Raw genomic sequence first — 22084 nt, 5'->3', positions numbered from 1 at the left:
GAAGGTAACAAGTCATGCTTCACATTCATCAGATGCGCCGGTTGAGCCGGGCTGTCCTTGCCATGAGCGCGCTATGCGCGTGTGTTGCGGCCCACGCTGCGGTACCGACCGCGTCGCCCTTCGGTATCGAGTCAACCGGCAACTTCGAGCCGGCGGCGCCGCTCAAGGGCGATGGCTGGCAGCGTCTCCCCGCAAGCAAGAAGGGCAGGTCTCTCGCAGCGGTGGAGCCGGCAAGGTCGGCGACTAGCGACATAGCGCCCGCCTCCGTGCCTCCGGCGCCGGCCGCATCGCAACTCGCGGCAGCGCCGGCAGGCATCGCACCGCTCGTCGTGAGCGCGCCTGCTGCGCCCGCAGCCTGGACGGTGTCACCGGCTGACGGGACCTTTCGCCAGTTGATCGAGGCATGGGCGCCGCGGGCAGGATGGACGGTCGCGCCTTGGGAGTTGGAGAAGGACGTGCCAATCGTTGGCAATGATTCGATCGCGGGCGATTTCAAAGCGGCAGTACGGCGGGTCCTGTCTTCGACCGAGATGACCGACTACATCATCAAGCCGTGCTTCTACTCGAACAACATGGTGCGCGTGGTGAAGCTGACCACCAAGTGCGACCTGACCCAGTGACTCTTATGCAAATGAACCGATTCCTTCGACCCGCCGCTGGCGCCTTGCTCGTATGCTCAACGCTGGCCGGCTGCGTCTCGCCCCGTCTTCTTGAAGACACGAGACAAGCTGCCGACGATAGTCGCGCCCAAGGTGATGCGATGACCGGAGCGCTCTATGCCCGGATGCGGCGCGACCGAGCGGCTGTCGAGGCAGAGCAAGAAGTCTCCAAGCCCTTCCTCGTCGGCAGAGCCGTTCCAACCGCGCGAAACGTTACCCTGCCGTTGGCACTGCGCAATAACGCCGACACTTACGTGGTTTTTCCCGAGCGCATCATGCCGCTGGCGGTAGCCGGGCAACGCATCACCATGGCGACCGGGATCCCGGTGAAGGTCGAATCGGATGTCTATCTACCAGCCAACATGTTGCTCCCGCGCAGCATGGCGGCGCAGGCCGGGCTGCAGTCACGTAATCAGCAGGGTGCGGGTGCGGTGCCGCAAGGCATGCCGGCGCTGGGCCAGGCCCCGGCACTCGGCGCACCGCTTCCGATCGGTCTCGTTGGCGGTGCGGGCAGCATGGCGCAGGCGACCCCGCTGGTGGAAAGCGCCTTGAGCGTGGAATTCAAGAACAGCGAGAAAATGCCGCTCGCCAACATGCTCGACCTGATTGCGACGCGCCTGGGGATCAACTGGGAGTACAACGCGTCGAAGGGCGTGATTCGCTTCTATCGCCTGACCACGAAGACGTGGCAGTTGCCCATGAAGGCGGGCACCAGTTCATTCACCACAGAATTCAAGGAAAGCGCGCGGGGTTCTGGCGGCAGTTCGGGTGGTAGCGCCGGTCAGACCGCCAAGATCGATGGTGTGGTGAAGTCGGAGAGCAAGGACATCAACGACATTGACGGCATCAAGAAGAGCATCGAGCCCGCTATGTCGATGGTGGGAAGCGCCGAGATTAACGCCGCCACCGGCATTCTGACGCTGCGTGATACCAAGGAAGCCGTCGAGGCAGCCGATGAGATCGTGCGCCGCCAGATTGCGATCTACTCCCGGATGGTCTACTTCAAGTTCCAGACGGTTGACTTCACGGTCACCGACAACGGCGAGGCCGGGATGGACTGGAATGCGGTCCTCACCAAGGCGCTCGAGCGCGTACCGGGGTTCACGTTCACCGCGCTCTCGCCGGGGTCCTTGGTCTCGCCCAGCGCCGGCACCTTCGGTCTGGGGATCACCTCGGGCGGATGGAATGGCACACAGGCGATCGTGTCGGCGCTGAAGCAGTACGGCACGGTCACGACGTCCGTTGCAGTGCCGCTGGCGATGCGTAACCGCCACGCTGCACAGTACAACAACCGCCGCGAGTTTGCCTATGTGTCAGCCACCACACCGGCGGCGTCTACGGTCGGCGGCACCGGCGGCACCCCAGGTATCACCACGTCCACGGGCACAGTCGGGTTCAAGCTCACGGTATTCCCGGATGCCACGTCGCGCGATGACGTCAACCTGACGCTGGCATTCGACCAGTCGGCGCTTGATGGTCCTATCCAGACGTTCACCTCAGGTAGCGGCGCGAATCAGCAGTCGGTCCAGGTGCCGAAGACGATCGCCAAGGGCATCCCGGCGCAGGACCTGATCGTGCGCAACGGCCAGACGGTGATCGTGACGGCGTTCGACCAGACCGATACGCAGATGACGCACCGCACGCTCGGGGATTTGCTCCCGACGATCGCCGGCGGTTCCCTGACGGCCACGAAGTCCCGCACCTTCACGTTGGTCCTGGCCACGGTGATGATCGAAGATCAGGGCGAGGCCGCGGCGCAATGATCCTCGACATCCACGGCAAAAAGCTGGTATTCGGCATGCAGTGGCGCACGCTGACCGGCAGCGGTGCGCCCGCGACGCTGGCGGCCAATATTGCGCGGGAGGTTAAAGCTGCGCGTATCTGGCACGAGGATCAGTCGCTGCACATGGGCTATCTGGACGCGGCGGACGGCCAGGCCAAGATCAAGGACAAGCTGTACTCAGGGGCAGCCACTCTGGCCCGCATCCCTGACGTCGTGCCCAATGCGTTCTTTGTGTTTCGCCTGGACGCGCCTGGCCAGCCACCCATCTATCTGGTCTGCGGCATCGTCAAAGGCCGCCCCCGCGTGGGCTTCGATCAGGTCGTGCACGACGAGAAGACGCTCGCCCAGCTTGCGGCCGATTTCCCGACGAAGTGCGACGGGGACTTCAAGCTGGTGGGCAACGCGCCGGAGCTGATGGCCTTGTTGCCGACCGACCGCCGGATCACGCACCTTCCTTTGCGCTAGAAGCGTTGGCCGCGCAAGCCGGGCCGGGCGCACTGCTGAAGAAGCCCGGTGCATCCTCCCAGCGCAAGCGTTTGCTTGTGCTCGCGACCCTTGCGCTGGTGGGCGCTGTCGGCTGGAAGTACGGCAAGGCGGAGTACGACGCCTATCAGCGCCGTCTACACCCGCCGCCTCCGCAGAAGACGCCCGCGGAGCGCTATGCCGAGGACCTGGCCCAGCGAGCGGCAATGCCGGTCGCGCCGGTGGCCACCGCGATGGCGGCGTGGTATCGCTGGTTTACCGATGCGGTGCCGTTGCAGATCGGGGGCTGGGCGCTCGCGACCATCGCCTGTAATGACGTTGCCACGCCGGAGACGACATGCCTGTTGACCTATGAGATCCAGCAGGGCGCCAAGGGGCTGACCAACCAGACGTTCCTGGCCGCGCTGCCGGACCACTTCGGTGCGCCGACCTTCCTGGCCGGCGACACCAAAGCCGCGGTGCCCGCCCAAGTGCCGATGGGAGCCCGGACGCCTCTCGCCACAGTGCTGGAAAAGCTGCCGACGGCGATGGACTTGCGTGTTCACTTCGGCTCCCAGCTGCAGACCCTTTGGCCGGTCGCGGCGAAGGCCGAGCTCAAGGACGTCGCGATCTTTGGCGCCGTCCCGCCAGAAGGGGCCGCCTCCCTGACGCATCCGGTTGTCTCCGGCGCCTGGGAAATCACCGGACCGCTGCGCAACCTGAGCGAGTTCAAGGGATTCGGTCCGCAGGTCGTGGTGAAGACCATCGAACTCGCCGTGAACCTGAACGCCGTTCCCGACCTCAAGCAATCGAAATTCATGTTGACGGTCAAGGGCGATGCCTTTGCCCGCAACTGAGAAGGAAGACTGAAATGCGTGCTTACCCGATGACAATCCGCCGCGCGAGTGTGGCGGTGGTCGCACTCCTTGTCTGCGGCGCGGTGCTCGCCGATGACGACAAATCGATCACGCAGAGGCTGATCGAGGCCGACGGCAAGGTTGCGCTGCAGAAACTGGAGCAGGATCTTGCCAAGTCCGCCCCGGCTCCGGCCTTGACCGCCGCACCGGCCGGCGCCACGACGGTCAAGGCACGCGAGCGCTCGCCCCAGACGATTGCCCTCTATGGCGTCGACGGCCGCGCTGCCGGCGGCGCTATGAGCCTGCGCAGCTACGTGAGGTGGGGCGATCAGGTCTATCCCGCCCGGGTTGGTGCGAAGTGGCGCGGCTTCACGGTCGCTGACATCTCGGGAGCCGGCACGACATTTACCCGGGGCAAGACCAAAGTGTTCGCCCCGTTGGTGCAGGAGGACGCGGCTGTCCTGCTGGACGCTGGGCGTGTAGGTGGACCCGAAGCAGCAGCTAGGCCAGCCGCGCCGCTGCCAGCACAGGTGCCAGCGATGGCGCCCGGCTTCCCGACGGCGCCTCAGATGCCCATGCCCCAGCCAGCGTTCCAGCCTCCGGTCCCGACGCGGCCGATGGCAGCGCCTGCGTCCGTGGCACAACGGTGAGGGCGGCCGCGATGGCATTGTTCAGCAGGCGCGACCGCGCGGACGCCAATGTTGCCGGAGTAGGGGGCGTGACGGTTCTCACCGGCGCGGCGCCGGTCTTTGCCGCGTCTGCGCCCTCGAGGCCGCCGAATACTGGCGCTGCCACAATCGCTGCGCCGGCGGAAGAGATTGGCACGGTGGACGAGCTTCCCATCTTCATCAAGACGCTTTACGACGAGTTGGACATGGCGCCGTCGCTGCGGCATGGGATCTGCCCGGTGCTGGTAGAAGCTGCGGGTGGGCCGGGTGCGCGCGGAAAGTTCGCTCTGGTGGTCTCGCGGGAGATGGCCACGTCGGACGAGGCGGAGGAGATCATGCGCCAGGCTCGCTTGCTCTTTGACCAGGCGGCGCCTGCCACGCACGTTGCGGCCACGCAAGTCATGGTCGCCCTTTCCCGTGGCGGCGTGGATCCGCGCGGTGGGGTTGAGACCGACTACATCATCGGCCGCCGGCGCCCGGCCAGCGCGCTTTGGAACAACTTCGAGGCTGCGGCGCGCTTTGCGTTGCGAGAGAAGGCCTCGGATATCCACTGGGAGGTGGAAGATCAGGGGACGCATTCCCAGATCCGATTCGCCATCGACGGCTATCTCGTTGCCCCTGCGGAATTCCGGATGGAAACGGGTGTGATGCTAGATACCCTGTCCCATATCTGGCAGAAGGGTAAGGGGGATCGCAGGGCGTGTTCAGCCGGGTTCTGCCGCAGCAGACCAGCATTCGCACGCGTATTGACGGGGAGGCACTGGTGTTCCGTTGGGCCTCGATGCAGAGCGCCACAGGCCATGTGACGGTCATGCGGATGCACCGCGAAGAAGCACAATCCCTGGAAGTGGACTTTGTCAACGACCTCGGTTACTTCGAGCAGCAGGCGCAGCTGCTCGACCGAAACACGATGCACCTCGGTGGCGGCACTGTTCTCGTTGGCGTGGTCGGCTCGGGCAAGACCACAACGGCCCACGCGATCATGCAGCGCTTGCCGGCCTGGATGAACAAGATGGCCATCGAGGATCCGGTGGAGCTGCTTGCCAAGGGCACGCACCACTTCTCGGTGTCGCGCACGCTCGACGGTGCGAACCGGGATGAAGATCCCTTCATTGCCGGGAAACGCCAGATCAAACGGATGAACCCGCATTTTGTGATGGTGGGCGAGCTCCGCGATCACGAGTCGGCCGGCCTGTTTCGGGACGTGGCGGGCGCGGGCTGCGCGCGCTGACGACTGTCCACGCGCCGAGTGCGCTGACGGCGGCGGACCGGCTGTCGGACGGTGAACTGCGCATACCACGCAGCGTCCTCGCCACGCCTGGCTTCATCAATCTCTACGTCTATCAGGCATTGATGCCGAAGACCTGCAGTTGCGGCCTCCGGCATACGGCGATGAAGGAAGGCCTTGGCGCGAGAAAGCTGCAGCAGATTGAGCGCCTCTTCCGGTTTGATATCGAAGGCATCCGGCTGCGGAACCCGCATGGGTGCGAGCTTTGCCAGCGTCCCAATCTGCCGGAGCTGAACGGCGCCCGCGGCCGGACCGTGGTGGCCGAGATGTTCGAGCCAGACGAGCAGGACCTGGCCTATATTCGCGACGCCAAGAACATCGAGTTGGCGGCATACCAGCGCAGCAAGCGCCAGGTCGGCTTCGACGTGCCGGACAGCACCGGGAAAACCGTGTTCGAGGTCGCCATGTACAAGGTCTTTGCCGGCGTGGTGGACCCGCGCGAGGCGGAGCGCCTGTGCTCGCTCGACGCCTACGAAGCCAGACTCGCCCGCCAGCGTGCGCGCGGCGAAAAGCATTGAGAGGAACGGCATGTTCAACAAACTAGCACAGTGGCTGGTTGGGCTGGCCCAACGCAAGGTCGGCGGCTCGATGCTGAAGGCAGGCGATCAGGTGTTCATGGACCGGCTGTTCTGGGCCAAGTATCGCTTCCGCAGCATGCGAGCAACGTACTACGGTGATCTGGCGAAACGGATTCTCCATATGCCGGGGAGCCCGTTTCCAACCATTTCGCCAAGGACGCAGCGCGGCGCGTTGGCGAGCCGGTAGGCGTGCTCGCGGCGCACTGGCTTGCACGGTCCGAGGGGATCGACGGGCAGATGCAGCGCTCGCGGCTGACGGAGATCTTCCGGGGCACGATTCCGGACGAGGACATTCCGATCCTCGCCGTGGCGGAAGAGGGCGGCGACATTCGGGACGGCCTCGAGACTCTGTCACGCAACCTCACCGCCCTTGGGGAGGCACGCGCTGGCATTGCCATGACGCTGGCCGGCGTGGTCATGACGGTGGTGATCCTGCATGCCTACCTTGGCGCCCTGGCGTTTCTGATCGGCCCGGCCATCGACAAGTCATTCAGCACAATGCTGGATGTGAGTCAGTACGGTCCCATTGCATCGACCTTCCACCACGCTTCGACGTTCCTGCGGCACTGGGGGTGGTTGCTCGTGATCGCTGAGGTCGCCGCAGGCGTATGGGTGGTTCGGGCCCTGACCCGCTACGTGGGGCGCTACCGCGGGTGGCTAGATCGCAAGATGCTGGCCTTTGATTTCTTCCGTCGATTCCAAAGCGCCCAGTTTCTGGCGGGTCTCTCGGCCGTGACAAAGAAGTTCGGTGGGGATGCGCGCAACCTGTTGGACGGCCTGGTGCTGATGCGGGCCAATGCCTACCCGTACCTGGCGTATCACATCGAGCGCATCGAGTTGAACTTGGAATATGCGCCGAACGAGGGTGGGAAGGTGTTCGATACGGGTCTGTTTGACCGCGATACCAGCTACCGGATCCAGGACATCGCCGAGTACGAAAGCGACCTGTCGAAGATGCTTCACACCGTCTCGGAGGACCTGCTCAAGACGACCCCCAGCTCATGCAACAACGCGCGTCGCGCTTCAATCGTCGCGCAACGATCATCTTGATCGTGATCATCACTGCGCTTGCCTTCATGCCTGCCTTCATGGCGCAAGGCACCTTTTCCCACGAGCCGCCCGGCACCCTGGATCTGTTCCGCCTCGTTGGCAGTCGTCACCCCGTCTACATTGCTGACCGTATCCACCAGGTCGCACTGCGTGACGGCGAGTTCACCGCTTCGGACGGTGCGCTCTTCGCTCCCATTGAGATTGAGGCGTTGCTTGCCGACGGTACCCCGGAGGTGGTCTTCACTTGTGTGCCCACGGTCAACAAGGCCATGCTCGCTGCCGCAGTCGGCGCAAAGGAGGCTGCAACCGCAGTCGGCGACCATCTGGCCGCCTACCTGCACGCCGCTGGCTCCGTGAACCGCGCGCTGCGTGCTCGCGGCATTCGGACGATGGGCATCTCGCACGGCACCGTCAACGGCTGCCAGACCGAGCACGGTGTGCCGATGGCCGGATTCGATCACGAATTCACCATCGGGGCGCTGTTTGATGCGGAATGCGACGGCTTCATGCTCGGACACATCCACCGCGCCCAGCAATGGGATCGCGAGGGCCGGCTGGTGGCGTATCCGGGTTCGATCGGGCGCTTCCACTATGGGGAAATCGGTGACAAGACCTACCTGCAATGGCGTGTCGCGCCGGGGCAGGCCGAAACCACCCCCATTGTGACGCCGGCTCGCGAGACACTGTGCATTGACTTCGACGGCCCGCCAGACATGGCGGAGCTGGCTCGCATCGCCGCCGAGGCGTCGGACAAGTTCGTGCGCATCCGCTGGGTCGTCGACGAAGAGCACCGCCAGGTGGTCGATCGGGACGCCATCGGCGCCTTGTTCCTTAAGGCGACCGAGGTGAAGCTGGAAGGTCGGGTATTGCCTGCCGTGCGTAGCCGCGCCGAAGGAATCAGCCACGCCGCCAGTCTGTCGGAGAAGGTCACGCGATGGGGGAATTGACTCATGTCGATACCAACCCGTTGCTGGATCGTCTGTCGATGCTCGAGTACGCGGAACCGCAGGCCATCGCGGACCTGGTGCTGCAGCAACTGGAAAGCGTAGACAAGCAATTGGTGGTCGCGGCTCCCGCCGCGCTGTCGATGCCGATGCTATCGGAGCCTGTTACGGCAGTCATGCCGGTACCGATTGAGGTTCCCGTGCCCATTGCGAGGCAAGCCAGCCCGCCGCCCGCGGCGATGGACTGGCTCAGCGACGACCTGTTTGCGGAAGCCGCCGCCTAACCCTTGAACGTGGCCAAAGCCATGTTCCGAGAGCCCTCCGGGGCTGTCGAAACATCGTTTTACCCCGCGTCCTTCGGACGCATCGACCGTTGTTCCATCTCATTGAACCCTGACGGGTGCTTCCCGTCCGGGGATGCACTCCGTCACCTTTGGAGTGCATCATGATGCTTTACCCTGCTGGCCCGGACTGGGCCCACACGTTTGAAACCGCACTAGGCGCGTCCGTACTGGCCTCTCGCCTTGCGGACGCGCACGGCTTCACCCGCAGCACCCTGTTCCAGCCGTTCGGCGCAGGACGCGGCACGGTGATCGCCAAGCGCGACCATCTGTTGGTCCTCGCGGTGCACGCCGCGAACGGCCAGCACTGGTACGAAGTGACACCGTCGCTAGAGATGCAGAACCTGCTTTGGTCGTTCTCGCATGGCTATGCCAACCAGTGGAGTACGCTGGAACTCAGGGCGCTCTGTGGCTGCACCGCTTGGCCGGAGGTGATCGCGCTGGCCCGCCAGCAGTTCGCCGCCGCCGTGCGCTCCCTGGAGCGTGCGTTGTCGGGCCTGCCCGAGCGGGATGCCGCCGCGGTGGCCCCAGACATGCCGTTCTACGACGGCGATGTGATGGAGCTGCCTGCCGATTACCTGACTTCCATGACCGGTGCGGAGGTGTCCGAATGCGCCCGCTGAAACTCACCTTGACCGGGTTCCACGGAGTCAGGGACGGCATGAAGCGCGACAGCGTGACGCTCGATTTCGCGAACCTGCCCACTGGGCTGATCGCGCTGGTCGGCCCTAACGGTGCCGGCAAGACCACGCTGATGGACAACCTGCACCCGTATCCGATCATGCCGAGCCACGCCTCGAAAATGTCCGCGGATGCGTTCTCCTACTGGGATCACCTCTGTGGCACCCGTGGCGAGAAGGATCTGGAATGGGAACATGCCGGCAAGCAATACCGGTCGGCGTTCGCGTTCCGCAATCCGGGCAAGAGCCGCAAGGCCGAGTACTACCTGTTCCAGAAGGGCGCCAACGGCGACTGGGTACCGCTGCAACTGGCCGACGGCACGCTGTCGGACGGCAAGGCGGATACCTACAACCGCTGCATCGAGGCGGTGCTAGGCTCGCCCGAAGCGTTCTTCACCAGCGTGTTTTCGGCGCAGAACCGGCGCCCGATCGCTAGCTACCAGGCCGGCGAGATCAAGAAGCTGCTTGCCGAGTTGCTGGGCATCGACCACCTGCGTGATCTGTCGGCCAAGGCCGGCGAGGTTACAAGGGGCTTGGCCGGCATCTGGACACCCTGCAGCGCGACCTGGTGGGCTTTTCCACCCAGCGTGAGCGGGCGGGGCAGTTGGCACGGGACATCGGTCTAACCGACGAGGCCTTGATCGGGGCCCGGCGTGACCGCGATGCGAAGACTGCCGATGGCGCGAAGCTCCTGCAGGAGCGGGCGACACTGGCAGCCAAGCAAAGTGCGAGCGCGGCCACCGAAGCGCGTCTGCGCGAACTCAGGCAACGGGAAACTGAGCTGGGAGCGCGCCGGCGGCAGTTGGATGCTGACCAGCGTGCTGCGACCACTCGCGCCGCCACGCGGCGCCGGGAGTTGGAGCAGCTGATCGCCAGCCGCAAGCTGGTGCTTGCCGAAGGTCCAGCCATCCTCGCGGCCGCCGAGCAGCGCGACGCCTTGCAAATGATCATCGGCCAGAAGCAGGGCGAGTTTGCGACGCTACAGCAGGCGGTCAGCCGCTTGGACGCACAGCAGGCGCAGCATGCCGCGCTGGCGACCGAGCAGCAGGGACTGGAAGCGCGCGGAAGGTCCGCCGCCCAGTTCGCCACCTCGTTGAAAGGCCAGGCCGATGTCATTGAGACGGTGCCATGCCGGGCCGATCCCATGCACAGCACCTGCCCGTTGCTCGCGCAGGCGCGTGACGCCAAGGGCAAGCTAGCCGAGCAGGTCATCCTCGTGAAGGATCTGCGGGCCAGCTACCAGGCGAAGCAGCAGGCGATGAAGCCGATGGCGGAGGCCTTCGGTGAGTTGCCTGCCCAACGCGCCGCCCTGGCGGCTTTGCAGACGGCACTGGCACGCGATCAGCAGGAGTTGCAACGGCTGACCGCCCTCGCGGCCAAGAGACCGATGTTGGATGTGGCGCAGGAAGGGTTGGCGCAGGCACAACGCGACGTGACCGGTCTGACTGACGAGGAAGCCACCAGCACGGCCCGGTATGACCGGGACGTTGCCGAAGCTGAGTCGCAGTTGTCGGTGGTGCAGCGCGAGTTGTCCGGGCTGGCAACTGAGGACGTCTCCGGCCTCATCGCCGCCCTGGATACCCGCCTGCGACAGAGCCGCGAGGCAGTGGTTGCGCTGGATGCCCGGATCGAGGCTTTGATTCGCCAGCAAACCGGCCTTGCGACCGAGCGCGAGCGCGTGGAGTTGGTACTGTCCGGCTTGCCTGTGGTTCAGGGCAAGGCGGATCGGCTCTCCGACGAGATCGCACAGTGGAAATTGGTCGCGAAGGCGCTCGGCAATGACGGCGTGATCGCGCTGTCCATCGACGACGCCGGTCCGGCGCTCACGCGGATCGTCAACGACCTGTTGCTCGCCTGCTACGGAGCGCGATTCACCATCGCGATTCAGACGCAGACGACGCTGGCCAATGGCGAGAAGCGTGAGGGCTTCGAGATCGAGGTAAATGACGCCGACCGGGATAGCGTGAAGAACTTCGCTTTGCTGTCTGGTGGGCAGAAGATCTGGATCAATGAGTGTTTGACCCGTGGTATTGCGCTCTACCGGGCGCAGGACTCGGGTCAGCCCTTCCAGACGCTGTTCACGGATGAGGCCGATGGCCCGCTTGACCCGGAGCGCAAACGCGCCTTCATGCAATTGAAGCGCGAAGTGCTCCGTCAGGGCGGCTATGAGCGGGAGTTCTTCATTTCCCACACGCCTGAGTCGGTTGATGAGGCCGATGCAGTGATTGACCTGGTGGCGCTCGCTGCCTAACGATTGTTTATATCCCGATGGGGCACGCCCACCGGGGCTGCCCTGTCCCCGTAAAGGGCATCCCATGAAACTCGTGAAATATCTCTTCCTGCTTTACCTCGTCCTGCGCGTGCTGGCCGCTTGTGACCATCACACGCGGCCGGTAAGCAAGGAGCCAATGCGGCGCCCCGTCGTCTATGCCATTGGCAGTCCCATCGTCTCGGCCGCACTCGGCTGACCCCGGCCCACGGGCCATTCTTAACCTGCAACGCAAAGACCCCGCCACCTTGGTGATGGGGTCTTTTTCTTTGTTGGAAGCCAAACTTCGGGATGGGTAGAGTAGGGTCAAGCTGCCAAGCCTGGCCGAGTTCGACCCGTCGCCGCCGTCGACGTCACGCGGCTGCGGTGGCAGTTTTCCAGGCTGCAGCTGTCATTCGGCCGGCCTTGCTGGCTGGCGCGCGGTCGGCCGGAGCGGCGCTCAGAAGATGAATGAGCTTTCATCAAGGCGTTCCAGCACTATGGTGAGCTTACGCAGTCGATGACCAATACCCTAAAGCAAACGGTTGAGTTCTTTTACGCGTATTATGCAGCGATGCGGATGGAACTGACGGGCGGATGGTGAGGGTAGAATATCGAGGTATCGGGGAAGGCTATGCGACTTTACTATTTGACTGCAGAGCAGTGGGCGAAGAAAGTCATTCAAGAACGCCGCGTGAAGATCTCGCGGTTTGATGATCTGAATGATCCATTCGAGCTGCTTTCGCATCATCTTCCAACTAGGGACCACCGCAGGGTCGCAAAGATTCTGCGCGAGCATTTGGCTAGTCAGCGCGGCGTGATTTGCTTTTCAACGAATTGGGCGAATCCTGTCATGTGGGCGCACTACGGTCACAAACACTACGGGATGTGTCTCGGATTCGATGTGCCCGATGAACTCGCGATGCAGATTAACTATGAACCGGAGCGCCTTAACTTCGACATCGATTTGTCAAAGTCAAACGGGGGCTTGAGCGCTGACTCCGTCAAGACCATGCTTCTGACGAAGTTCGAAGCGTGGCGTTACGAAAGTGAATACCGGGTGATGGCGGAGCTCAAGGAGCAGGACGCAGACGGCCACTATTACGTGGATTTCGGTGAAACATTGACGCTGCGCGAGGTTATCATCGGCGTTCGATGTGAAACGCCGCAAAAAGAGATTGCTTCATGGATCGGGGATATCGGCCACGATGTCGAAATCCGCAAGGCACGCCTCGCGTTCAAGCAGTTTAAGGTCGTCGAGCAGAGAATGCTGCCTGCGATTCTGGCGGGAAGCGTGCGTTGAATATAGTCTGCAACCCAGTCGTCTCGTCCCGGCTCTGAGCAGAATCTCAGGCCTCTTCTACGGCTGAGCTGCAGCGGAACCGGACGTTCGGAGCGTAGCAATCGGTGTCGGGTTGAGCGCGACGCAACATCACACGGAGCCTTGGATCGGGTAACCCGTCGCCTGCAGATTGGCCGGAACTTTCACACGTTCTAAGCTGGCCTGCCCGACCCGGGAATATGCGGTGCCTTTCGGGCTCTCTACCCATACTCTTTGCCTACTCTGCGGACCGCCCTTCTACGCTGATGAATTCGAATCAAGCTCTTGCCGATCGCCTTGCGATCTACCTTGCCGCCTATAAGCACTACGTGGAGATCAAGTCGAAGGCACGGCTGCTGGACGTCGCCATCTTCGGTGAGTCCTTTGCCAGGGATCTCGCGGAGATCGTCTTCGACTACAAGGACCTAGTCAACCTGAACCTCGAAACTAACTTTCCCGCCGTCGATCTTGGTTCGGCAGCCGCGGGCTGCGCGATTCAGGTCACGATCACGTCGAGCACGACCAAAATCGTCGAGACCCAGCGGAAGTTCTTTGAGCACCGCCTGGATTGTACTTACTCCCGGCTGAAGTTCATAATCCTCACAGACAAGCAGAAGACTTACGAAAGCCAGCAGATCATCCGGGCGCATGGTGCCTTCAGCTTCGATCCTGACCAGGACATCTACGACCTGGGGGACCTGTTCAAGATCCTAGTAGCTGCAGCCGATCCGGCCAAGTTCAATGCCTTCTACAGGAGGTTGGAGATCGAACTCGGATCGGCCATCCGGCCCTACCTACTGGGCGCCGATCAGCCTGGACAGCACCTGCGCGACCTCTTCGACGCGCACGATGTCAGGACCACCGAGGCGGTGCAGGCACTCAAGCCGTTTGGCATGACCCGCGCGATCTATGCGAACAACATGAGCATCGCCGAGGTGTGCAGCAGGGACCTAATCCAGTACGTCGCCGAACAGTTTTGGGTCAGCGGCGAGTGGATCGACGGCACCTACGCGCATATCTACAACGGCGGTCCGGGCGCGGAGAAGGGAACCGACTGGCGGCGCAGCCTGCGAGGCGCATATGAACTCGTCAAGCACGCCAGCTCGAACGGAGAGAGGCTGGGCCTGATCATCCCGGCCGGGCTCAGCCTGCGCGATATGGAAGCCTTCGAAGACGTCGTGGATCACAATGCGCGTGACTACGAGCACTTCTTCCTGATTGCCCGGAAGACGAATGACTTCTTCGTCGATAGCTTTCGCCTTGTCATCAGCGATCCGCTGAGATACCGGGGCTGCCGTGACGGCATCTTCCTGCTCTTCGTGGCGGCGGAGATCTACGAAATCGAAACGCGAGAGAAGACGTACATCAATGTGTATGAGGCGCCACGAGCGCAGTTACTGAGCTGCGACATGGGCGACAAGTTTCTCGTGGACCTCTATCGCTCCAGTCAGTTGATCCGCAACCATAAGGATTTTGTCTATAGCGAGGAGGGGGTACTGAAAGCAACCCAGGAGTTACCGAGCCGCCTCGCTCCCTTGCTGCAGGCGAATCTGACCGAGTTCGTCGACCGGCATTCATCCTCCCTCCCGGCTGCCATAGTGTTCCCTTGAGCCGGCGTGTCGGGGCGCATTGCCGGTCAGTCGTAGACGCGCTCGAGCTCGGCGCGCGTTGTTTACGGCTGCCGCCGCCCACCTGCAGTAAAGCTGTTGTGGTCGCGCGAAGACCAGTCCCTCAGCAGCGCACTCAAGCGAGCAACACCCTCGTTCATCATCACTGTGGCCCAGCCGTTCGAACCAAGTGACGATCTTAGCCGTCTGCTCCTGGCCGGTCACGGTCGGATGCTCGTCGCGGGGCTGCGCCTGTCTCTGACCGACCCGTTGCCGTCGTTCGCCCCAGCACGGCTCCGGCGTCAGCTTCCGACCCATCTGAGACATCCGACCCGCCAGGTTCGGGCGGCCGGTATGACGCGAGTTTCGGTCATTCCAAAAGCAAAAGAGATGGAATGAACACCGCCCATCTACGGACCGAATCCGTCCGACGTTGCTTGGTTGGATTCGCTACTACGGTCGATTCTATCGGTCTGCGCTGGGGCAGGTGCCGCTTGCGCTTGATGCCACATTGGTCCACTGGGCGCAGCGGAAATACAAGCATCTCCGCGGCCGTAAGGTTCGTGCAGCGGCTTGGCTGAGGGACGTCAAGTCTCGGCAGCCAGGCTTATTTGCGCATTGGGCCATGGAGACCACGGTTGGACGATAGGAGCCGGATGAATCGAGAGGTTCACGTCCGCTTCTGTGAGGGCGTGAGGGTGCGATTCCCTTGCGCTACTCGACTTACCGGGTAACTGCCCCAAGCATTTATGCAGGTTTCCGGCCGACGCCCGCAAGAAATCCCCACAAAATCAGCCGGCGTGGGTCAGCCCGCGCTTTCCAGACAGAGCGTGTCGTTTCCAACGACATCATGTCTGACGAGGCCAGATCGGAGCGCCCCAATGCTAGGCAATCGGGTGCTGATGCATGAAGGTCAGCACTGCGTCAGCCGCGTGGCGCAGCTTCCGTTCGTCCGCAACTCGATGCATCATCTGCCGGATCGCGGGAGGCGACAATTCGGGCACCATTCGGGCGAGATACGCAGCTGACATCGATGTGCCGTGCGCGAGTATCGCTGCGTAGACCAGTAGAAGTTCGCTACGGGAATGAGGCTCTCTTCCCAGGATGAGCCAACTAAAGTGCGTGACGCTGTCGATCTCGAGCAGGATCTCAGGCAACTGACTGCCTGGGTGCCGCTAAAACAGTGCGCCTCGCAATGTCTCCACAATCGCGGGCGTAGCGCTTGCCACCAAGGGGTCGATGTGGATCGCATGGTCAATCTTGAGCTTCCAACACAGACGGCGTCCCGGAGCCTGGCGAGGCTTTCGTCCAGATGCGCGATCACAGGCTTCAGAAATGCCTGAGCATCCTATGGTACGCGCTGATACTGGAGAGAAGTTAGGTGGCGTGGGCCACCCCGCGTACCTTTTCCATTTCAGCGTCGAGTTCAGCGAATGTCTCGAATATGACAGTCTGCCAAGAAGAGTGACGGCTAAATCAAGGTGACAACAAACTTACACTTGGCGCGCGCGCAGGCCATCCCGCCCCATTTTAGGCGACGCACCCGCTCCTAGTCCCCACCCTGACGCCGCGGGCAAGCAGTTCCAGATGCATGCGCGGCTGACCATATTCTTCTTGACATCGACATGGATGGCGAGCTTAGAGAAAAGACAAATCAAGTCACCCATGTTGCGGTCGACGTGCGACCTAGTAAAAAGTCCTCATTCGCTTCGGCTACTTCACGAATGTAGTCCCACAGCGCCTTAACCCGGGCAACCTCTCTTCTCTCTGGCGGCGCAACTAGCCAGAACGTTCTGGTGATGTCGACCTGCTCGGAGAGAATCGGCACCACTCCCTCAATCACGCTGCCCAGAAAGCACGGCAGCACGGCAATGCCTAAGCCGGCTTTCACTGCCTGGGCTTGTGCAATGACGCTTGTGCTTCGGAGGAATGGCTTGCTGGACGGCAACCACTTTTGCAATGAGAACTGCTGCGACGAGAAGATCAGATCGTCAACGTAATCAATCCAGCGATGGCTGACAAGGTCTTCTAACTCCCGGATAGGTGGATGCTTCGCCAAATATCCTGGCGTGGCATATGGCAGCAAGCGATAGTCGGAAAGCTTGCAGGTGACAAAGCTGTTTGCACTGGGGCGGTCAATCGCTACGGAGGCGTCAGCTTCGCGCTTGGAGAGGTTCAACGAACGTGGCATCGGCAGGATGTCGACCGTAATGGCGGGATGTCTGCCGCAGAACTGACCAACGTGCGGGGCAAGAAAGAATGTCCCGAAGGCCTCCGTTGCTCCCAACCGAATTTCGCCTGTCAAGGCAACGCTGTCACTGAACACGCTTGTCTCGACTGCGGACAAGGTGCTTTCCAGCTTTTCGACATGCTCCAGGAGCCGATGGCCGGCGCTCGTCAGGCTCAGCCCCTGAGAGCTGCGCTCGAACAGTTTTGATCCCGTTTCACGCTCGAGACGCTGAATACGCCGCGATATCGTCGACTGGCTGATCTTTAGCGTGTGAGACGCTTCCAGCGCCGACTGAGAGCGAGCGGCCGCTAAGAAGATTCTGAGGTTATCCCAGTCAAAGTGATTCATGGTGCCCGTCGCTATGCAATTTTGGATATCGGTGTTCCGGTTTAGCTTATACCAAATGCAGATCCGGTGAAATAAGATCTCCTCACTGAAGGCCCGAGTGTTTTTCGAGCCTGACTGTCAGCGCATAGAAACTTTGGAGACGACGCAAGCTATGTCCAACCTGATCGAGCACTTCATCGCCGGCACGGCCTATTCCGAACCTGGCACCCGCACCGGCGCGGTACACAACCCATCAAGCGGCGAAGAGATCGCGCGCTGCGCTTACGGCTCCTTCGCGACCGTGGACCATGCCGTGACGATCGCCACTGAGGCCGGGCGTCGCTGGGGACGCGCTTCCCATGCTGCGCGCCAGGCGGTGATCTTCAAACTACGGGAACTGATGATTGCCAACCTGGATGCCCTTGCAGAGGTGATCGGCCGTGAGCACGGCAAGACCATTGCAGACGCCAAGGGCGAGCTCGGTCGCGCCATTGAAGGCATTGAGTTCGCTTGCAACGCCCCGCATGTGGCCAAGGGCGAATATGCGAACAACGTTGGCGGCGATATCGAGGTCTTCTCCATGCGCCGGCCAATTGGCGTGGTTGGTTGTATTACGCCTTTCAATTTCCCGATCATGGTGCCCGCGGTAATGATGACGATGGCGGTCGCAGTCGGAAACGCCATCGTATGGAAGCCTTCCGAGAAAGTACCCAGCGCGGCTCTGGAATTTGCCCGGCTGTGGAAAGAGGCTGGCCTGCCGGACGGCGTGTTCAACGTTGTGCAGGGTGACAAGGAAGTCGTTGACGCGGTCCTCGAGCATCGGGGAATCGCCGGGGTGAGCTTTGTGGGCTCGACTGCCGTGGGCGAATACGTGTACCAGAAGGGCACCTCGCACAACAAGCGTGTCGCGGCCTTCACGGGCGGAAAAAACCACATGGTTGTGTTGCCGGACGCCGATCTGGAGGCGGCGGCCAGCGCCTTCGTGTCTGCCGGCTTCGGGTCATCGAGCCAGCGGTGCATGGCCGTCTCGCTTCTCCTTCCCGTAGGGCACGAAACGGCTGAACGCCTGCGCGAACTGATCGTACCGAAGATCCAAGCACTGAAGGTTGGCCCCTACGACGACGCCAGCGCGGACTTTGGTGCGGTTGTTTCCAAAGAATCCAAGGCATCCGTCGAACGGGCAATTTCGCGCTGTATCGAAGAAGGCGGCGACTTGGTGCTCGACGGGCGAAATATCGAAATTCCGCGCCACGCTAATGGCTTTTACCTGGGGCCGACATTGTTCGACCGGGTCACAACGGACATGCAACTCTATAAAGACGAGGTGTTTGGGCCGGTGCGAGGAATCATGCGGCCGGCGACCTTCGAAGAGGCGATTGACATCACGAACCTGCACGAGTACGGCAATGGCTCGGTAATCTTCACCCGCGACGGAAAGTCGGCACATCGCTTCATGATGGAAGTTGAGTCCGGGATGATCGGCGTGAACGTCCCCGTGCCGCTGCCGTCCGCCTACTTCAATTTCGGCGGATTGCGCCGGTCCAAGTTTGGCGAAGGCCACCTCTATGGCCCCGACGCAGCTCGCTTCTACACCAAGATCAAGACGGTCTCGCAACGCTGGCCCGAGCCCGACGAACGCGCCCTTCCTGTCTCCCTCGCCTTCAATCCCAGCGCCTGAAGCCCAGCACAGCGGCTGCCTGGCCGTTCCAGGCAGTAGCCATAGGCATGTACAACAAGGAATAGCGACGAATCATGAAAGCCATTGTGATTGTGAACCGGACAGGGCAAGGACGTCCGACCCTCGAGTATCAAACCGTTGACGATCCAGTACCCCAGGCCGACGAACTCCTGGTTTCGGTCCGCGCGGCCGGTATCAATCGTATCGACCTGCATCGCTCCACTGCGCATGGCGGACCCGCTGCCGGCAAGCCTATGATTGCCGGGTTGGAAATGTCCGGTGAGGTCATTGCCGTGGGGGCCGGCGTCAGCGAGTTCAAGATCGGCGACAAGGTGATGGGTATGACGACGGGAGCGTATGCCGAACTCGCCACGATCGATCACCGCTTCGCCTTGCGCGTCCCGCCTACGTTCTCTTACGACCAGGCTACGGCGGTTGCCACGGTGTATCCGACTGCGCATAACGCCCTTGTCACGAATGGTCAATTTTCCTCGGGTAAGAGTGTCCTGATTCAGGGCGTGGCTTCGGCGGTAGGGATTGCCACGCTACAGATTGCGAAGGCCATGGGCGCATCGCGCATCATGGGGACGGGACTCCCTAACGCCAATGCACATCGGCTTGCGGAGCTTGGCCTGACTCGTTTCCTGATCAGCGGGCAAGACGATATCGCGACGGAAGTACTCAAGGAGACCGATGGGCGAGGCGTCGATGTGGTCGTCGATATGGTCGGCGGTCCTGCCATCCCGGACAACCTCGAGTGCGTTGGGCTCGGGGGGCGAATTGTGAACGTTGGTTGGGTGGGCGGTACTAAGGGCGAGATTGATCTGGACATACTTGCCAGGAAGCGCATTACCCTCGTCGGCGTTTCCTTCAGAACGCGAACTATCGAACAAAAGAAAGAGCTGTTCGAACACTTCAAGCGCGATGTCTATCCATTGTTCGTCTCCGGCGCATTAGTACCAATCATTGCCGCCCGATATCCCTTGTCTGCAGCACTGGCCGCGCAAGACGCCATGGCGGAGGACAAGCACTTCGGGAAGATCTTGCTTCATCCCTGACGGCCGAGTGCCGACAGAATACAACGATCAGGAGACGCTATGAAAATCGGATTCATCGGCCTTGGCCACATGGGACTTCCCATGGCTTCGAACCTGCTGCGAAGCGGGAACGCGGTACACGTGTATGACACGTCAGCGAAGGCCATTGGCCTCGCAGTAGAGCAGGGGCGATCCCGACCGCGTCAGTTGCCGAACTGGCGGCGGCCGTGGATGTCGTCATCACCATGTTGCCGACCCCCGCCATCGTACGCAGTGTGGTTGCAGGGCCCGATGGTGTGCTCGCGCATGCCAGGGATGACGCGCTGATTATCGAGTGCAGTACCAGCGACCCGCAAACGGCGCGTGATCTGGAATCGATGGCCCAGGCTTCTGGCAAAGCGATGATCGATGCGCCCGTTTCCGGCGGTGTGCCAGGCGCCGAAGCCGGAACGCTGACGTTCATGGTTGGCGGCACGGAAGCCGCTTCTCTTGCCGCCCGCCCCATCCTTTCAGCCATGGGCAAGAACATTGTCAACTGTGGCGCCGCGGGCAGCGGGCAAGCCGCCAAGATCTGCAACAACCTCCTGCTCGGGGTATCCATGGTTGCCGTGTCCGAGTCAATGTGCCTCGGTGTGAGCCTCGGATTGTCCCCAGACGTGCTGGCCGCAATTATCAATACTTCGTCAGGCCATTGCTGGGTATCGGAAGCTTACAACCCATACCCAGGTGTGGTGCCAAGTGCGCCCGCGTCAAACGGCTACTCCGGAGGCTTTGCCTGCGATCTCATGATAAAGGACCTATCGCTTGCCCTGGATGCCGCGGGCGGTGCGAGGCAACCGCTGCCCATGACAGCGTTGTCCAGGCAGCTCTTTCAGTTGCTGAGCCTCAGGGGTGAAGGATCCAGGGACATCTCCGCAATCGTGCAGATGTTCAGGGAATAAAAAGACAACAACGACAAGGAGACATGATGAACCGCTACACAAAGCTTGGAGCCGCGGCGATCAGCGTCGCGCTCAGTGTCAATACGGCGCACTCACAGCAGTCAAAGGTGTCGGACGACGTCGTCAAGATCGGTGTTCTGACAGATCTGTCGGGGACCTATTCTGAATTCTCCGGACCAGGGGCAGTGACCGCCATCAAGATGGCGGTAGAAGACTTCGGTGGCAAGGTTCTGGGCAAGCCGATCGAGGTCGTCGTTGCTGACCACCTGAACAAGCCCGATGCTGCGTCAACGAAAGCGCGCGAGTGGTTCGATACGCAGAAGGTAGACGTGGTAGCCGATCTGACCAACTCCGCTGTAGCCATCGCGGTAAGCAAGCTGGCATACGAGAAGAATCGCATTGCCATTGTGACTGCCGCGATGACCGAGAAGGTAACCAACGAGGAATGTACACCGAACACGGTGCACTACGTCGCGGATACCTACGCGTTTGCCAACGGCACCGCCAAGGCGATGCTTGAGCAAGGCGGCGACACCTGGTTCATCCTCGCAGCCGACTATGCCTTTGGCACCCTGATGCTTGACCGACTTTCCGGGACCGTGAAGGGCGGAGGTGGCAAAGTCGTCGGCGCGGCAAAGCATCCGCTCGGCGCGTCAGACTTCTCTTCTTTCGTACTGCAAGCCCAGGCGTCGAAAGCCAAGGTCATAGGTCTAGCCAACGCAGGCGTTGACACTGTCAACGCCATGAAATCCGCTCAGGAGTTTGGCGTTACCCGGAGTGGAAAACAAAGCCTCGTCGGGCTGGCAACCACCATCACTGACGTCCATGGGATGGGATTGAATATTGCGCAGGGACTGCTGCTGACAACGCCATTCTATTGGGACATGAATGACGAGACCAGGAAGTGGTCGAAGCGCTATTTTGGCAAGATGAACAAGATGCCGAATATGGTGCACGCTGGCGATTATTCCTCGATCATGCATTACCTTGAGGCAGTACAGGCCGCCGGCACGGATAACGCAAAGGAAGTGATGGCGAAGATGCGCGAGCTTCCCATCAACGATTTCTTCGCGAAGAACGGGAAGATTCGTGAAGACGGGCGAATGGTGCATGACATGTACCTGATGCAGGTGAAGAGTCCGACGGAGTCGAAGTACCCGTGGGACTACTACAAGCTGAAGAAGACGCTACCAGCCAGTACCGTGACCATTCCCGCTGAACAGAGCAAGTGCCCGTTGCTCAAGAAGGGAGTCCCTTCAGCCTGAGCGCCCGTTCTCAAGAGTGATACAAGCGTCGTCCCGATTGTGTCCGGTGTTAAAACCGATCGCGACCGGTTCGGGCTTCAGGCCTGCAGCGTTTTAGATTCCGGCGCTGAAATCACTCAC

Annotated in this window: 20 protein-coding genes and 5 pseudogenes; 22 read left to right on the top strand and 3 right to left on the bottom strand. The window is 61.7% G+C overall.

Features of this window, described 5'->3' with window-relative positions; all coding sequences use genetic code 11:
* The first annotated feature begins 14 nt into the window (after positions 1-14).
* The 18 genes and pseudogenes from OMK73_RS05975 to OMK73_RS38870 all read left to right on the top strand — a co-directional run bounded on the left by OMK73_RS05975 (position 15) and on the right by OMK73_RS38870 (position 15135).
* Positions 15-620 (top strand): toxin co-regulated pilus biosynthesis Q family protein, encoded by a 606-nt coding sequence (locus OMK73_RS05975; protein WP_267601175.1) that lies wholly within the window; start codon positions 15-17, stop codon positions 618-620.
* 140 nt (positions 621-760) lie between these two features.
* Entirely contained in the window at positions 761-2422 is a 1662-nt protein-coding gene (locus OMK73_RS05970) for a protein PilN (RefSeq protein ID WP_267601174.1), read from the top strand.
* Entirely contained in the window at positions 2419-2907 is a 489-nt protein-coding gene (locus OMK73_RS05965) for a hypothetical protein (RefSeq protein WP_267601173.1), read from the top strand. The genes OMK73_RS05970 and OMK73_RS05965 overlap by 4 nt, the downstream gene beginning before the upstream one ends.
* 5 nt (positions 2908-2912) lie before the next feature.
* Entirely contained in the window at positions 2913-3761 is an 849-nt protein-coding gene (locus tag OMK73_RS05960; RefSeq protein ID WP_267601172.1) for a hypothetical protein, read from the top strand.
* A gap of 14 nt (positions 3762-3775) precedes the next feature.
* Entirely contained in the window at positions 3776-4411 is a 636-nt protein-coding gene (locus OMK73_RS05955) for a hypothetical protein (protein ID WP_267601171.1), read from the top strand.
* Between the two features lie 11 nt (positions 4412-4422).
* The gene (locus OMK73_RS05950; RefSeq protein WP_267601170.1) at positions 4423-5235 is read left to right on the top strand and encodes a hypothetical protein; all 813 of its coding nucleotides are present in this window, start codon (positions 4423-4425) and stop codon (positions 5233-5235) included.
* Positions 5130-5660 carry an ATPase, T2SS/T4P/T4SS family gene (locus tag OMK73_RS05945; RefSeq protein ID WP_267601169.1) on the top strand — a complete coding sequence of 177 codons (531 nt, stop codon included), beginning with the start codon at positions 5130-5132 and terminating at the stop codon, positions 5658-5660. Before OMK73_RS05950 ends, OMK73_RS05945 begins: the two co-directional genes overlap by 106 nt.
* A 161-nt stretch (positions 5661-5821) precedes the next feature.
* The gene (locus OMK73_RS05940; RefSeq protein ID WP_267601168.1) at positions 5822-6235 is read left to right on the top strand and encodes a hypothetical protein; all 414 of its coding nucleotides are present in this window, start codon (positions 5822-5824) and stop codon (positions 6233-6235) included.
* Between the two features lie 10 nt (positions 6236-6245).
* Positions 6246-6482, top strand: coding sequence for a hypothetical protein (locus OMK73_RS05935; RefSeq protein WP_267601167.1), 237 nt, complete (start codon positions 6246-6248; stop codon positions 6480-6482).
* A 2-nt stretch (positions 6483-6484) separates the two neighbouring features.
* Positions 6485-7345, top strand: a complete 861-nt coding sequence (locus OMK73_RS05930) for a hypothetical protein (RefSeq protein ID WP_267601166.1) — start codon at positions 6485-6487, stop codon at positions 7343-7345.
* Between the two features lie 26 nt (positions 7346-7371).
* A pseudogene (locus OMK73_RS05925) lies at positions 7372-8573 on the top strand (metallophosphoesterase family protein); the annotation flags it as partial.
* A 161-nt stretch (positions 8574-8734) separates the two neighbouring features.
* A complete protein-coding gene (locus OMK73_RS05920; RefSeq protein WP_267601165.1) occupies positions 8735-9253 on the top strand; it encodes a hypothetical protein in 519 nt (172 codons plus the stop codon).
* A pseudogene (locus OMK73_RS05915) lies at positions 9241-11561 on the top strand (SMC family ATPase). Before OMK73_RS05920 ends, OMK73_RS05915 begins: the two are co-directional and overlap by 13 nt.
* Before the next feature lie 64 nt (positions 11562-11625).
* On the top strand, positions 11626-11778 hold the full coding sequence (locus tag OMK73_RS05910; RefSeq protein ID WP_267601164.1) for a hypothetical protein: 153 nt from the start codon (positions 11626-11628) through the stop codon (positions 11776-11778).
* Positions 11779-12192: 414 nt separating this feature from the next.
* Positions 12193-12861 (top strand): DUF2971 domain-containing protein, encoded by a 669-nt coding sequence (locus OMK73_RS05905; RefSeq protein WP_267601163.1) that lies wholly within the window; start codon positions 12193-12195, stop codon positions 12859-12861.
* 284 nt (positions 12862-13145) lie between these two features.
* Positions 13146-14489, top strand: coding sequence for an SMEK domain-containing protein (locus OMK73_RS05900; RefSeq protein WP_267601162.1), 1344 nt, complete (start codon positions 13146-13148; stop codon positions 14487-14489).
* A 96-nt stretch (positions 14490-14585) separates the two neighbouring features.
* A complete protein-coding gene (locus OMK73_RS05895) occupies positions 14586-14885 on the top strand; it encodes a hypothetical protein (RefSeq protein WP_267601161.1) in 300 nt (99 codons plus the stop codon).
* A gap of 22 nt (positions 14886-14907) precedes the next feature.
* The gene (locus tag OMK73_RS38870; protein ID WP_420715481.1) at positions 14908-15135 is read left to right on the top strand and encodes a group II intron maturase-specific domain-containing protein; all 228 of its coding nucleotides are present in this window, start codon (positions 14908-14910) and stop codon (positions 15133-15135) included.
* Between the two features lie 146 nt (positions 15136-15281).
* Here the strand turns inward: OMK73_RS38870 and OMK73_RS05890 are convergent.
* From OMK73_RS05890 to OMK73_RS05885, 3 genes and pseudogenes are all read right to left on the bottom strand, one after another.
* Positions 15282-15834 (bottom strand): annotated as a pseudogene (locus tag OMK73_RS05890) (Tn3 family transposase); the annotation flags it as partial.
* Positions 15835-15966: 132 nt separating this feature from the next.
* Positions 15967-16120 (bottom strand): annotated as a pseudogene (locus OMK73_RS38865) (IS3 family transposase); the annotation flags it as partial.
* Positions 16121-16140: 20 nt separating this feature from the next.
* Complete coding sequence (locus tag OMK73_RS05885; RefSeq protein ID WP_267601160.1) at positions 16141-17064, bottom strand: LysR family transcriptional regulator; 924 nt, start codon at positions 17062-17064, stop codon at positions 16141-16143.
* Between the two features lie 151 nt (positions 17065-17215).
* Between OMK73_RS05885 and OMK73_RS05880 the strand changes: the two genes are divergently transcribed.
* From OMK73_RS05880 to OMK73_RS05865, 4 genes and pseudogenes are all read left to right on the top strand, one after another.
* Positions 17216-18721 carry a CoA-acylating methylmalonate-semialdehyde dehydrogenase gene (locus tag OMK73_RS05880; RefSeq protein ID WP_267601159.1) on the top strand — a complete coding sequence of 502 codons (1506 nt, stop codon included), beginning with the start codon at positions 17216-17218 and terminating at the stop codon, positions 18719-18721.
* A gap of 74 nt (positions 18722-18795) precedes the next feature.
* Positions 18796-19779, top strand: a complete 984-nt coding sequence (locus tag OMK73_RS05875; protein WP_267601158.1) for a zinc-binding dehydrogenase — start codon at positions 18796-18798, stop codon at positions 19777-19779.
* 39 nt (positions 19780-19818) lie between these two features.
* Positions 19819-20699: pseudogene (gene mmsB / locus OMK73_RS05870) on the top strand (3-hydroxyisobutyrate dehydrogenase).
* 23 nt (positions 20700-20722) lie between these two features.
* Positions 20723-21964 (top strand): ABC transporter substrate-binding protein, encoded by a 1242-nt coding sequence (locus tag OMK73_RS05865; protein WP_420715466.1) that lies wholly within the window; start codon positions 20723-20725, stop codon positions 21962-21964.
* Positions 21965-22084 lie beyond the last annotated feature (120 nt).

Source organism: Cupriavidus sp. D39 (genome assembly GCF_026627925.1).
GTDB lineage: Bacteria > Pseudomonadota > Gammaproteobacteria > Burkholderiales > Burkholderiaceae > Cupriavidus > Cupriavidus ulmosensis.
The sequence above is the reverse complement of the archived record's forward strand: the minus strand, read 5'-3'. Positions and strand labels throughout refer to the sequence as shown.